Source organism: Frigoribacterium sp. PhB160 (assembly GCF_003751785.1).
Lineage (GTDB): Bacteria > Actinomycetota > Actinomycetes > Actinomycetales > Microbacteriaceae > Frigoribacterium.
This window is the reverse complement of record NZ_RKIE01000002.1, coordinates 527,962-541,614: the sequence shown is the minus strand read 5'-3', so window position 1 is coordinate 541,614 and position 13,653 is coordinate 527,962. Positions and strand designations below refer to the sequence as shown.

The following is a 13,653-nucleotide window of genomic DNA, read 5'->3' as shown; positions in this document are numbered from 1 at the left end:
CGGCTACGCGTTCTGCTTCTTGAGGCGGGCCGTGCTGCGCTGACGGGCGCTGGCGTCGAGCTCGACCTTGCGGATGCGGATGGCGTCGGGGGTCACCTCGACGCACTCGTCGTCGCCGGCGAACTCGAGGGCCTCCTCGAGGGAGAGCACCTTGGAGGGCGTCATCGACTCGAAGTTGTCGGCCGTCGACTGACGCATGTTGGTCAGCTTCTTCTCCTTGGTGATGTTGACGTCCATGTCGTCGGCGCGCGAGTTCTCGCCCACGACCATGCCCTCGTAGACCTCTTCGGTCGGCTGCACGAAGAACGACATGCGCTCCTGCAGGTTGATGATCGCGAAGGGGGTGACGACGCCGGAGCGGTCGGCGATGATCGAGCCGTTGGTGCGCGTCGAGATCTCGCCGGCCCAGGGGCCGTAGCCGTGGCTGATGCCGTTGGCGATGCCGGTGCCGCGCGTGTCGGTGAGGAACTGGGTGCGGAAGCCGATCAGGCCGCGCGAGGGGACGATGAACTCCATGCGGACCCAGCCCGAGCCGTGGTTCGCCATGTTCTCCATGCGGCCCTTGCGGGAGGCCATCAGCTGCGTCACGGCGCCGAGGTACTCGTCGGGCACGTCGATGGTCATGTGCTCGAAGGGTTCCTGCAGCTTGCCGTTCTCGTCACGACGCGTGACGACCTGCGGCTTGCCGACGGTGAGCTCGAAGCCCTCGCGGCGCATCTGCTCGACGAGGATCGCCAGCGCGAGCTCGCCTCGGCCCTGGACCTCCCACGCGTCGGGGCGTCCGATGTCGACGACCTTGAGCGAGACGTTGCCGACCAGTTCGCGGTCGAGCCGGTCCTTCACCATGCGGGCGGTCAGCTTGTGCCCCTTGACCTTGCCGATGATCGGCGAGGTGTTCGTGCCGATGGTCATCGAGATGGCCGGGTCGTCGACCGTGATGGTCGGCAGCGGGCGCACGTCGTCGGGGTCGGACAGCGTCTCGCCGATGGTGATGGTGTCGAAGCCGGCGACGGCGACGATGTCGCCGGGGCCCGCGCTCTCGGCGGGGTAGCGGCTGAGGGCCTTCGTGATCAGCAGCTCGGTGATGCGCGCGTTCTGGACGGTGCCGTCGGACTTGACCCAGGCGACGGTCTGGCCCTTCTGCAGGGTGCCGTGGAAGACGCGGAGGAGCGCGAGACGACCGAGGAACGGCGAGGCGTCGAGGTTGGTGACGTGGGCCTGCAGCGGGTGCTCGTCGTCGTAGCGCGGGGCCGGCACGTGGGTGAGGATCGCGTCGAAGAGGGGCTCGAGGTCGGGGTTGTCGGGCAGCGAGCCGTCGGCCGGCTTGTTCGTCGACGCGGCGCCGTTGCGGCCGGAGGCGTAGACGACGGGCACGTTGAGGATCGCGTCGAGGTCGAGGTCGTCGACCTCTTCGCTCAGGTCGCTGGCGAGGCCGAGGAGGAGGTCCTGGCTCTCGGCGACGACCTCGTCGATGCGCGCGTCGGGGCGGTCGGTCTTGTTGACCAGCAGGATGACGGGCAGCTTGGCCGCGAGGGCCTTGCGGAGCACGAAGCGCGTCTGGGGCAGGGGGCCCTCGGACGCGTCGACGAGCAGCACGACGCCGTCGACCATGGAGAGGCCGCGCTCGACCTCGCCGCCGAAGTCGGCGTGGCCGGGGGTGTCGATGACGTTGATGGTGATCGGGCCGTCGGTCGCGTGGGAGCCGTTGTAGAGCACCGAGGTGTTCTTCGCGAGGATCGTGATGCCCTTCTCGCGCTCGAGCTCGTTGCCGTCCATCATGCGGTCTTCGGTGTCGAAGTGCGCGTCGAACGAGTTGGTCTGCTTGAGCATGGCGTCGACGAGGGTCGTCTTGCCGTGGTCGACGTGGGCCACGATCGCCACGTTGCGCAGGTCGCTGCGGATGGCAGTCGCCATGGATGTAGTCCTTACGAGAAAGTGAGGGGGGAAGTTGGTCGGGACGGAACCCGGCACCGCAAGTGTACGGCACGTGGTAAAGGGGCCCCTCCGCCCGGCTCGCGGCCGGTCGGCGGGGCCCCTCCGTCGGGGTGGTGCGGAGGGCTCGGGCCCGGCTCAGCGGCCGAACTCGAAGGCCGCGCCCGGGATCGCCTCGAGCAGCTCGCGGGTGTACTGCTTCGACGGGGCCGCGAAGATCTCGTCGGTCGTGCCCGCCTCGACGACGCGCCCCTTCTGCATGACCGCGACGTTGTCGGCGATGAGCCGGACGACGGCGAGGTCGTGGGTGATGAAGAGGTACGTGAGGCCGAGCTCGGTCTGCAGGTCGGTGAGCAGGTCGAGGATCTGCCCCTGCACGAGCACGTCGAGCGCCGAGACGGCCTCGTCGAGCACGATCACGTCGGGCTTGAGCGCGAGCGCGCGGGCCACGGCGATGCGCTGGCGCTGGCCGCCCGAGAGCTCGCTCGGGTAGCGGTTGACCGTCGACACCGGCAGCGAGACCTGCTCGAGCAGCTCGCGCACGCGGGCCTGGCGGCTCTTGCGGTCGCCGACGCCGTGGGTGACGAGCGGCTCGGCGATGGTGTTGCCGACGCTGTACATCGGGTCGAGCGAACCGTAGGGGTCCTGGAAGACCGGCTGCACCCGGCGGCGGAAGTCGAAGAGCTCCTTGCCGCGGAGGGCGCCGACGCTCTGTCCGCCGACCTTGACGGTGCCCGACGTGATCGACTCGAGCTGCAGCACGAGCTTGGCCACGGTCGACTTGCCCGAGCCCGACTCGCCCACGAGCGCCATCGTCGTGCCGCGCGGGATCGCGAACGACACGTCGTCGACGGCCTTGAGCTCGGTCGTCTTGAAGCCGCCCTGGCGGATGCGGTACGTCTTCGAGAGGTTGTCGACCTGGATGTAGTCGGCGTCGGCCTTGCCGGCCTCCTCGCGCTGGTGGGCGCGGGCGATCAGCTCGGCGTCGTCCGCGCCCTCGGCGGCGATCTCGCCGGCGTGGGCGTGCGCCGGCTCGATCGTCGACTGGATGCGGCGGCTCGCGAGGCTCGGCGCCGCGGCGACGAGGCGCTGCGTGTACGGGTGCTGCGGGTTGGCGAGGATCTCCTTCGAGGGCCCCGACTCGACCACGCGGCCCTTGTACATGACGACGAGCTTCTCGGCGCGCTCGGCGGCGAGGCCGAGGTCGTGCGTGATGAAGAGCACCGACGTGCCGTAGTCGCGCGTGAGCGACTCGAGGTGGTCGAGGATGCGCCGCTGCACGGTGACGTCGAGGGCCGAGGTCGGCTCGTCGGCGATCAGCAGCTTCGGGCGCGACGAGAGGCCGATGCCGATCAGCACGCGCTGGCGCATGCCGCCCGAGAACTGGTGCGGGAACTGCTTGAGGCGCTGGTCGGCGTCGCCGAGCCCGGCCTCCTTCAGCACCTCGATCGTGCGGGCGCGGACGGCCTGCTTGCCCGTCGCGACGCCGTTGGCCTTGATGGCCTCCTCGACCTGGAAGCCGATGCTCCACACGGGGTTGAGGTTCGACATGGGGTCCTGCGGCACGTAGCCGATGTCGCGGCCGCGGATCTGCTGCATCTCGGCGGGGGTGACCTTCGTCAGGTCGCGGCCCTCGAAGAGGATCTGCCCGCCGGTGACCTCGCCGGTGCCCGGCAGGAGGTCGATGATCGACGTCGCGGTCGTCGACTTGCCGGAGCCCGACTCGCCGACGATGGCCAGCGACTCGCCCTGGCGCATCGTGATGTCGACGCCGCGCACGGCGTCGACGTAGCCCGCCTGGGTCTTGAAGCCGATCTTCAGGCCCTTGATCTCGAGCAGGGGGGCCGACGAGGAGGCGCGGGGCGACTTCTCGGGGGTGGTCGCGGTGGTCGTCATCGACGGGCCCTCGCCTTCGGGTCGAGGGCGTCGCGCACGACGTCGCCCATCATGAGGAACGACAGCACCGTCACGCTGAGCGCGGCGGCCGGCCAGATCAGGGGCATGGGCGCGACGCGGAGCGACGAGCGCGCCTGGTCGATGTCGTTGCCCCACGACATCACGCCGCTGGGCAGGCCGATGCCGAGGAACGACAGGGTGGCCTCGGCCACGATGAACGTGCCGAGCGACACGGTCGCGACGACGATCACCGGGGTGATCGCGTTGGGGACGACGTGCCGCAGCAGGATGCGGAAGCGCGAGACGCCGAGCGCGGCGGAGGCCATGACGTAGTCGCTGCTCTTCGCGCCGAGCACCGAGCCGCGCATGATGCGGGCGATCTGCGGCCAGGCGAAGAGCGACAGCACGAGGGCCACGGTGAGCGGCGTGCGGCTCGGCAGCACCGACATGAGGACGATGGCGCCCAGCACGGTGGGGATGGCGAAGAAGATGTCGCCGATGCGCGAGACGACCGCGTCGAGCCAGCCGCCGTAGTAGCCGGCCAGCGAGCCGATGACGACGCCGACGATCGTGACGATGATCGTGGCCAGCAGGCCGACCGTCAGCGACGCCTGCGCGCCGTAGACGACGCGGGCGTAGACGTCGAGCCCCTGGAGCGTGAAGCCCATCGGGTGGCCTGCCTCGGGGCCGCCGTTGCTGTCGGGCAGGCTCGCGCCGCGCGTGGGCGACGTGTGGGTGAACAGGCCCGGGGCGATGGCCACGACGATGACGAACAGGATCAGCACGGCGCTGATCCAGAACGTCGGGCGCTTCTTCATGCTGTCCCAGGCGTCGTTCCAGCTCGAGCGGGGCTTCTCCGACTCGTCGACCGCGTCGACGGCCTTGACGGGCGTCTCGTCGAGGTCGGCGACGAAGTGGTCGGCCGACAGCTTCTGGTCAGGGTCATTTCGCATAGCGGATCCTCGGGTCGAGAACGGCGTACAGGAGGTCGACGAGCAGGTTCGCCAGCATGAAGATGATGACCATGACGGCGACGAACGAGACGACCGTGGGGCCCTCGCTCAGCTGGATGGCCCGGTACACCGTGCCTCCGACTCCCTGGATGTTGAAGATGCCCTCGGTCACGATCGCGCCGACCATGAGCGAGCCGATGTCGACGCCCAGGTAGGTGACGACCGGCACGAGCGAGTTGCGCAGGATGTGGACCGAGATCACGCGGCGGCGCGTGAGGCCCTTGGCCGAGGCGGTGCGGACGAAGTCGGCGCTGAGGTTCTCCGACACGGAGGCGCGGGTCAGGCGGACGATGTACGCGAACGACACCGACGCCAGCACGATCGCCGGCAGGACGAGCTCCGACCACGGCGCCTGCGACGAGACCGTCGTGCGGAAGAGGCCGAGCTGGATGCCGAAGACGTACTGCAGCAGGAAGCCGATGACGAACGTCGGCACCGAGATCAGCAGCAGGCTGACGACGAGGGCGCTCGTGTCGAACACCTTGCCCTTGCGGAGGCCGGCGACGAGGCCGACGACGATGCCGGCCACGGCCTCGAAGAGGAGGGCGAGCATGGCGAGGCGGAAGGTGATGGGGAACGCCCGGGTCAGCTCGTCGATGACGGGGCGACCGGCGAAGGTCGTGCCCAGGTCACCCGTGAACAGCCCGCCGATGTAGAGCAGGTACTGCACGATGAACGGCTTGTCGAGGTTGTACTGCGCCCGGATCTGCTCGATCACGGCGGGGCTCGGCTGCTTGTCGCCGAACAACGCCGCCACGGGGTCGCCGGGGAGGGCGAACACCATGAAGTAGATGAGGAAGGTCGCCCCGAAGAAGACGGGGATGAGCTGGAGGAGGCGCCGGCCGGTGTACCAGAGCATCAGGCCGCCTCGATTTTCTGCGCGTGCATGGATGTCGCAATCCTGTGGGTCGTGTGGGGGTGGACGCCCGACCGGGGGGCCCGTGCAGGAACGCGTTCCTGCACGGACCCCCCGTGAGCGGTGGAGCGGCCTCTCGGCCCCTCCGGTCGGGACCTAGCCCTTGGTGACCTCGTAGAACAGGGGCACCGAGTTCCAGCCGAACTGGACGTTGCTGACCGTGTCGGCCCACACGCCGGTCACGTTCGAGTACCACAGCGGGACGACGGGGAGGTCTTCGAGGAGGACCTCCTGCGCCTGCTGGAACTTCGCGTTGGCGTCGTCGACCGACGTCTCCGCGGCGCCCTCCTTGAGGAGGCCGTCGAACTCGGTGCTGGTGTAGCGACCGTAGTTCGAGCCGGCGCCCGTCTGGTAGAGCGGGGCGAGGAAGTTGAACAGCGACGGGTAGTCGGCCTGCCAGCCGGAGCGGAAGGCACCGGTCATGGCGTCGTTGTCCTCGTCGTCGAGCAGCTCGGCGAAGGTCGCGTACGACTGGCCCTCGGCCTTGATGCCGAGCGTGTCGGCGATGCTGTTCGTCGCGGCGTCGACCCAGTTCTGGTGGCCGCCGTCGGCGTTGTAGGCGATGGTGAACGTGTCGTCGCCGTAGGGCGAGATGGCGTCGGCCTCGGCCCAGAGGTCCTTCGCCTTGTCGGCGTCGTAGTCGAGGACGTCCGACCCCTTCAGGTCTTCGCTGTAGCCGTCGATGACGGGCGACGTGAAGTCCTTGGCGGGGGTGCGGGTGCCCTGGAAGATCACCTTGGTGATGTCCTCGCGGTTGATCGCGAGCGAGATGGCCTGGCGGCGCAGCTTGCCCTCCTCCGTGGTGCCGTCGAAGTGCTCGAGGTACTGGGGGATGGTGATCGACTGGAAGATCGCGGCCGGCTGGTTCGCGTTCGTGTCGGGGAAGTCGCTCTGGTACGACGAGAAGGCCGTGTCGGGCACCTGGTCGAGGATGTCGAGGTTGCCGCCCTGCACGTCGGCGTAGGCCGCGTCCTGCGTCGTGTAGAACTTGATGTTCAGACCGCCGTTGACCGGCTTGCGCGGGCCGTCGTAGTCCTCGTTGGTGACGAGCTTGATGTCCTGGTTGTGGGTCCAGGCGCCTTCGCCGTCGAGCTTGTAGGGGCCGTTGCCGACCGGGTTCTCGCCGAACGCCTCGGTGTCGTCGTAGAACGACTCGGGCAGGGGCGAGAAGGACGAGTAGCCGAGGCGCAGGGGCCAGTCGGCCTCCGGCGCGGAGAGCTTGACCGTGAACTCGGTGTCGCTGGTCGGCGTGAGGGCGAGCTCGCTGTCGGCGTCGTAGCTGAAGCCCTCGATGTCGTCGAAGAAGTACGAGCCGCTCTGGGCGTTGCTGAGCTGCGCGGCCCAGTTCCAGGCCTTCGTGAAGGACTCGGCCGTGACGGGCGTGCCGTCGGTGAAGGTCTTGCCCTCCTTCAGCGTGACGGTCCAGTTCTGGTTGTCGTCGGACTCGATCGAGTCGGCGACGTCCATCTCGGAGGCGCCCTTGGCGTCGTAGGAGACGAGGCCCGCGAAGATCGAGTCGATGATCTTGCCGCCACCGGTCTCGGTGGTGTTCGACGGGATCAGCGGGTTCTGCGGCTCGCTGCCGTTCGTGCTGATGATGGCCGTGGCGTCGCCCGAGCCGCCGTCGGCCGAGCCGCCGGAGTCGCCTCCGCTGGAGCAGCCCGTGAGGACGAGTGCTGCCGTCCCCACGACGGCGATGGCCCCGAGGCCCATGCGCGTCTTCTTCAATGTTCCTCCTGATGCAAGAAAGGACGCAGCGAGGCCCCCATGAGCCCGACCGCGTTGGATGGAAGTACCCTAAGCACCGCCCGGAGGCATCACCAAACCTCAGCGGGAACGGTTACACGACGGAAACCAAGTCGCCGGATCGTTGCGCGCACGGCCGCTTCGTTGCGTGCTCGGCCAGAACTGCGCATGAATCCGCTGCGAGGATTCCCTCGGCACCCCGCTATCATCCGCTGTTCACCAACACGACACGTGTGGTCGTCCGGTCGTCGTCCCGTACGATCGGCCGCGTGAGCGACAGGGACGAGCAACTGCCCGCACCGACGGGGGCCGGGCCGACCGGGCGGGACGGGCGTGCCTCGACGACCGGGACGGGGCAGACGGGGCGCACGCGCCTCCGGGTGGAGATCGCCCTCGTGCTCGGGCTGTCGCTCGGGGCGTCGGCCGTGTACTCGGTGCTCTCGATCATCAACCGGGTGACGCGCGACGTCGCGTTGTCGCAGCAGACCGCCACGCTCAACACCTCGCTGAGCGACCGGCCGGTCTTCGACCTGATCTACCAGGTGCTGGCGATCGTCGTCGACCTGGTGCCGGTGGCCCTCGTCGCGTTCCTGCTCTGGCGTGAGCAGCGACCGCACCTCGCACGCCTCGGCGTCGACTTCTCGCGCGCCGGCCGCGACACCCTCGGCGGCGTGGGCCTCGCCCTCGCGATCGGCGTGCCCGGCATCGCCCTCTACCTCGTGGGCAAGGCCCTCGACCTGACGGTGACCGTCGTGCCGACCGACCTCGGGCAGCACTGGTGGACGGTGCCCGTGCTGCTGCTCTCCGCGGTGCGGGCGGGGGTCACGGAGGAGGTGATCGTGGTCGCGTACCTGTTCGCGCGCCTCCGCGACCTGGGCTGGCGGACCTGGCCCGTCATCGTCACGGCCGCCCTGCTGCGCGGCAGCTACCACCTGTACCAGGGCTTCGGCGCCTTCGTGGGCAACGTCATGATGGGGCTCGCGTTCGGCTGGCTCTACCACCGCACCGGGCGCGTGCTGCCGCTCGTCGTCGCCCACGTGCTCATGGACGCCGCCGTGTTCGTCGGCTACCCGTGGGCGGCGGCGACCTTCCCCGCCTTCTTCGGGCTGCCGGGCTGACGCCCCGGGACCGGCGGCCCGGGGCCGACGCCTAGGCGAACGCCTCGACGGGAGGGCAGGCGCAGAACAGGTTGCGGTCGCCCCACGCCTGGTCGATGCGGCGCACCGGCGGCCAGTACTTGCCCGCCAGGAGCGAGCGGACCGGGTAGACCGCCTCTTCTCGGCTGTAGTCGTGCGACCACTCCCCCTCGACGACCGAGCGGGCCGTGTGCGGGGCGCCGCGCAGCGGGCTCGTCTCCGACGACCAACGGCCGTCGGCGACCTGGCGCGCCTCGCCGGCGATCGCGATCATCGCGTCGACGAAGCGGTCGATCTCGGCCAGGTCTTCGCTCTCGGTCGGCTCGACCATGAGGGTGCCGGCGACGGGGAACGACATCGTCGGGGCGTGGAAGCCGTAGTCGATGAGGCGCTTGGCCACGTCGTCGACCGTGACGCCGGTCTCGTCGCGGAGCGGGCGCAGGTCGAGGATGCACTCGTGCGCGACCAGGCCGTCGTCGCCGGCGTAGAGCACCGGGTAGTGGTCGCGCAGCCGGGCGGCCACGTAGTTCGCGGCGAGCACGGCCGCGCCGGTGGCCGCCGTCAGCCCCTCGGTGCCCATCATGCGGACGTACGCCCAGCTGATCGGGAGGATGCTCGGCGACCCGTAGGGCGCGCTCGACACCGGCACGCCGCCGTGGGCGAGGCGCTCGCCCTCGGCGGCGGCGGCCGCGCCCGTCCGGCGGTCGGCCTGCTGGGCCATCGGGTGGCCCGGCAGGAACGGCGCGAGGTGCGCCTTCGCCGCGACCGGGCCGACGCCCGGACCGCCGCCGCCGTGCGGGATGCAGAAGGTCTTGTGCAGGTTGAGGTGCGAGACGTCGCCGCCGAACTCGCCGAACCGCGCGTAGCCCAGCAGCGCGTTGAGGTTCGCGCCGTCGACGTAGACCTGGCCGCCCGCGGCGTGCACCGCGTCGGTGATCTCGCGGATGTCGTGCTCGTAGACGCCGTGCGTCGACGGGTACGTCACCATCAGCGCCGCGAGGTCGGCGGCGTGCTCGGCGACCTTCGCCCGGAGGTCGGCGAGGTCGACGTTGCCCTGGTCGTCGCAGGCCACCACGACGACCCGGAGCCCCGCCAGCACCGCGCTGGCCGCGTTCGTGCCGTGCGCGCTCTGCGGGATGAGGCAGACCGTGCGCTCCGCGTCGCCGTTCGCGAGGTGGTAGCCGCGGATCGCCAGCAGGCCGGCGAGCTCGCCCTGGCTGCCCGCGTTCGGCTGCAGCGAGACGGTGTCGTAGCCGGTGACCTCCGCCAGCCAGCCCTCGAGCTGGCCGATGAGCTCGAGGTAGCCCTCGACGTCGCTCGCCGGGGCGAAGGGGTGGACGGCCGCGAACTCGGGCCAGGTGACGGCCGCCATCTCGGTCGCGGCGTTGAGCTTCATCGTGCAGCTGCCGAGCGGGATCATGCCGCGGTCGAGTGCGTAGTCTTTGTCGGCGAGGTGCTTGAGGTAGCGCATCATGCTGGTCTCGCTGCGGTGCGTGCGGAAGACCGGGTGGGTGAGGAAGTCCGAGGTGCGGACGAGCGCCTCGGGGATGACGGGGCCGACCGACGCGAGGTCGTGCGCCGTCGGCGCCGCGGCGGTCGGCCCGAGCTCGACGCCGAGCACCGCGGCGACGGCCTCGACGTCGTCGCGGGTCGTCGTCTCGTCGAACGAGAGGCGGATGCAGTCGTCGTCGACGGCGTGCAGCAGGTAGCCGCGGGCGTGCGCGGCGGCCACGATCTCGTGGGCCCGGCCCGCGGCGAAGACCTGCAGGGTGTCGAAGAAGGAGTCGACCTCGAGCTCGAGGTCGCTCGCGCCGATCGCGACGGCGAGGTCGGCGGTGTGCTGGTGCACGCGACGCGCGATGTGCCGCAGCCCCCAGGGGCCGTGGTAGACGGCGTACATCGAGGCCATGACGGCGAGCAGCACCTGGGCGGTGCAGATGTTCGACGTCGCCTTCTCACGGCGGATGTGCTGCTCGCGGGTCTGCAGGCTCAGCCGGTAGGCGGGGTGCCCGTCGGCGTCCTGCGAGACGCCCACGAGGCGACCGGGCAGCTGGCGCTCGAGACCGGTGCGGACGGCCATGTAGCCGGCGTGCGGGCCGCCGAAGCCCATCGGCACGCCGAAGCGCTGGCTCGTGCCGACGGCGACGTCGGCCCCGATCTCGCCGGGGGCGCGCAGCAGCGTGAGCGCGAGCAGGTCGGCCGCGACGACGGCGAGGCCGCCGTGGGCGTGGCTGGCCTCGACGATCGCCTCGTGGTCGACGACGGCGCCCGAGGCCGCCGGGTACTGCACGAAGACGCCGAAGGAGGCGGGCAGCTGGTCGGCGGGCGTCGACGACAGGTCGAGCTCGACGAGCTCGATGCCCACGGCCGCGGCACGGCCCCGGAGGAGCGCCTTCGTCTGCGGGAAGACGTCGGCGTCGACGACGAAGACGTCGGTCGGGGCCTTCGACGCGCGACGGGCGAGCAGCATGCCCTCGACGACGGCCGTGCCCTCGTCGAGCATCGACGAGTTCGCCGTCGAGAGCCCGGTCAGCTCGGAGACCATGGTCTGGAAGTTGATGAGGGCCTCGAGGCGGCCCTGCGAGATCTCCGGCTGGTAGGGCGTGTAGGCCGTGTACCAGCTCGGGTTCTCGAGCACGTTCCGCTGGATGACCGCGGGCGTAACGGTGTCGTAGTAGCCGAGCCCGAGCAGGCTGCGGGAGGCGCGGTTGCGGTCGGCGAGCCCCCGCAGCTCGGCCAGCGCCTCCTTCTCGCCGATCGGGGCGGGCAGCACGCTGGCGCCCTGGTCGAGCGCGTGGATGCTGTCGGGGACGGCGGCGCGGACGAGCGAGTCGACGCTGTCGTGGCCGAGCACGGAGAGCATCGCCGCCTGGTCGTCGGTCGTCGTGCCGATGTGACGGTCGACGAAGCCGGTCGCGGCGCGGTCGGACCAGTCGCCGAAGACGGAGCCGCTCTGCACGGCGCTCATTCGGCGGTCAGGGCGACGTACTCGTCGCGGGAGAGGAGGCCGACCTGGTCGGCCGAGGCGAGCGTGATCTTGATGAGCCAGCCTTCGCCGAAGGGGTCGCTGTTGACGAGGTCGGGGGCGTCGACGACGGCGGCGTTGGCCTCGAGCACGGTGCCGAGCGCCGGGGCGTAGAGCTCGCCGACCGACTTCGTCGACTCGATCTCGCCGACGACCTTGCCGGTCTCGACCTCGGTGCCCGTGGCGGGCAGGTCGACGTACACGACGTCGCCGAGCTTGTCGGCGGCGTAGTCGGTGATGCCGACCGTCGCGGTGTCGCCGTCGATGAGGAGCCACTCGTGCTCGGCGGTGTACTTCAGGGCGGTGAGATCGGTCATGACCGAGCCTTTCGTGGTGAGGCGAGGAGGAGGGAGGGGCGGCGCCGGGTCGGGCGCGCGGGCGTCAGGAGCGCTTGTAGAACGGGAGCGGGACGACGCTCGCCGGGACGGCGGTGCCGCGGACGTCGACCGCGAGGGCCGGCCCGCGGTCGGCGACGTCGGGATCGACGTAGGCCATGGCGACGGGGTGGCCGAGGGTCGGCGACAGGGCGCCGCTCGTCACCTCGCCGACGACGGTGCCGTCGTCGGTGACGACGGCGTACCCGGCCCGGGCGGCCCGACGACCCTCGAGCGCGAGGCCGACGAGCACGCGCGAGCCGGGAACGGGCTCGACGCCGGCGCGTCCGACGAAGTCCTTCGAGAGGTCGACGACGCGGCCGAGGCCCGCCTGGGCCGGGCGCACGTCGAGGCCGAGCTCGTGGCCGTAGAGCGGCATGCCTGCCTCGAGGCGGAGCGTGTCGCGGCTGGCGAGGCCGGCCGGGACGAGGCCGCGCGGCCCGCCGGCGTCGACCAGGGCCGACCAGAGGGCGGGGGCGACCTCGGGGTCGACGTAGATCTCGAAGCCGTCCTCGCCGGTGTAGCCGGTGCGGGCCAGGAGCACGGGCGAGTCGTCGAAGGTGCCCTGCAGCACGCGGTAGTACCGCAGCGACGACACGGGTTCGTCGGGGTGGAGGCGGTCGGCGGCCACGAGCTCGTCGAGCACGCCCTCGGACTCGGGGCCCTGGATCGCCACGAGCGCGGTGTCGTCGCTCTCGTCGTCGACGGTCACGTCGAAGCCGTGCGCCCGGCCGGCGAGGGCCGCGAAGGCGGCGTCGCGGTTCGACGCGTTGGCGACCACCAGGTAGTCGTGGTCGTCGAGGCGGTAGACCACGAGGTCGTCGACGATGCCGCCCTCGGTGCTCAGCAGCAGCGAGTACTTCGCCCGGCCGACGGCGATCGTCGACAGCGTGCCGGCGAGCGCCTGGTCGAGGAACGCGCCGGCCTCCGGGCCGGAGACGGCGATCTCGGCCATGTGCGACAGGTCGAAGAGGCCTGCGGCGGAGCGGACGGCGTGGTGCTCGGCGAGGTCGCTGCTGTACCGGACCGGCATCTGCCAGCCGGCGAAGTCGGTGAAGGAGGCGCCGGCGGCGACGTGGACCTCGTGGAGCGGGCTGAGGCGCTCGTCGGGCTCGTCGGTGCCGACGAGGTCGGCGTCGGCGAGGTCGGCGTCGGTCGGCGCGGGGGCGGCGGGCACGTTCGAGGTGGCGTCGGACATCGAGGCTCCTGACGGGGCGGACGGGCCGTGACGGGGTCTCGGCCGGGGACGGAGCCGTGCGGCGAGGCACGGCGGGCGGGCTCGACCGCGCGTCGCGGCCGGGCTCCCCCTCTGTCGTGGGCCTGAGAGCTTCACCGACCGAGGTCGGCTTTCACCGTGGGCGAGCGTCACGACGCGGGGTCGTCGACGCTGCTTTCCAGAGCGGCCAGTCCGTCGCGGTACGCGTACCTGAGAGATTGGCGGGGAGCTTGCTCCTTCGGTGCCCGGTCGGCGCATCATCTGCGCACCGGAGCTCTCCCGCGACGTGTTCGTGGCCCGATGTTCGGTTGTGCCGGTCAGCCTACAGCCGACGTGTGACGGTCGTGTTTCGGGTCCCGGAAGCACGACGCCCCCGTCGGCGCGGGGCGCGGACGGGGG

General features: G+C 70.8%; 9 protein-coding genes and 1 riboswitch. Of the genes, 1 reads left to right on the top strand and 8 read right to left on the bottom strand.

Features of this window, described 5'->3' with window-relative positions:
* Window positions 1–3 precede the first annotated feature (3 nt).
* From typA to EDF38_RS11500, 5 genes are all read right to left on the bottom strand, one after another.
* Entirely contained in the window at window positions 4–1,914 is a 1,911-nt protein-coding gene (typA, locus tag EDF38_RS11520) for a translational GTPase TypA (RefSeq protein WP_123355540.1), read from the bottom strand.
* A gap of 156 nt (window positions 1,915–2,070) precedes the next feature.
* On the bottom strand, window positions 2,071–3,828 hold the full coding sequence (locus tag EDF38_RS11515) for an ABC transporter ATP-binding protein (protein ID WP_123355539.1): 1,758 nt from the start codon (window positions 3,826–3,828) through the stop codon (window positions 2,071–2,073).
* Entirely contained in the window at window positions 3,825–4,781 is a 957-nt protein-coding gene (locus tag EDF38_RS11510; protein WP_123355538.1) for an ABC transporter permease, read from the bottom strand. Before EDF38_RS11510 ends, EDF38_RS11515 begins: the two co-directional genes overlap by 4 nt.
* Window positions 4,771–5,700, bottom strand: coding sequence for an ABC transporter permease (locus tag EDF38_RS11505; RefSeq protein WP_123355537.1), 930 nt, complete (start codon window positions 5,698–5,700; stop codon window positions 4,771–4,773). Before EDF38_RS11505 ends, EDF38_RS11510 begins: the two co-directional genes overlap by 11 nt.
* A 153-nt stretch (window positions 5,701–5,853) precedes the next feature.
* Window positions 5,854–7,485, bottom strand: coding sequence for an ABC transporter substrate-binding protein (locus EDF38_RS11500; protein WP_123355536.1), 1,632 nt, complete (start codon window positions 7,483–7,485; stop codon window positions 5,854–5,856).
* Window positions 7,486–7,883: 398 nt separating this feature from the next.
* Between EDF38_RS11500 and EDF38_RS11495 the strand changes: the two genes are divergently transcribed.
* The gene (locus tag EDF38_RS11495) at window positions 7,884–8,621 is read left to right on the top strand and encodes a CPBP family intramembrane glutamic endopeptidase (RefSeq protein WP_233572449.1); all 738 of its coding nucleotides are present in this window, start codon (window positions 7,884–7,886) and stop codon (window positions 8,619–8,621) included.
* 31 nt (window positions 8,622–8,652) lie between these two features.
* On the opposite strand, the gene gcvP is transcribed toward EDF38_RS11495, so the two are convergent.
* The 3 genes from gcvP to gcvT all read right to left on the bottom strand — a co-directional run bounded on the left by gcvP (window position 8,653) and on the right by gcvT (window position 13,236).
* Complete coding sequence (gcvP, locus tag EDF38_RS11490) at window positions 8,653–11,607, bottom strand: aminomethyl-transferring glycine dehydrogenase (protein ID WP_123355535.1); 2,955 nt, start codon at window positions 11,605–11,607, stop codon at window positions 8,653–8,655.
* On the bottom strand, window positions 11,604–11,981 hold the full coding sequence (gcvH, locus tag EDF38_RS11485) for a glycine cleavage system protein GcvH (RefSeq protein ID WP_123355534.1): 378 nt from the start codon (window positions 11,979–11,981) through the stop codon (window positions 11,604–11,606). The genes gcvP and gcvH overlap by 4 nt, the downstream gene beginning before the upstream one ends.
* Window positions 11,982–12,045: 64 nt before the next feature.
* On the bottom strand, window positions 12,046–13,236 hold the full coding sequence (gene gcvT, locus EDF38_RS11480; RefSeq protein ID WP_123355533.1) for a glycine cleavage system aminomethyltransferase GcvT: 1,191 nt from the start codon (window positions 13,234–13,236) through the stop codon (window positions 12,046–12,048).
* A 206-nt stretch (window positions 13,237–13,442) separates the two neighbouring features.
* A riboswitch (glycine riboswitch) is annotated at window positions 13,443–13,546 on the bottom strand.
* Window positions 13,547–13,653 lie beyond the last annotated feature (107 nt).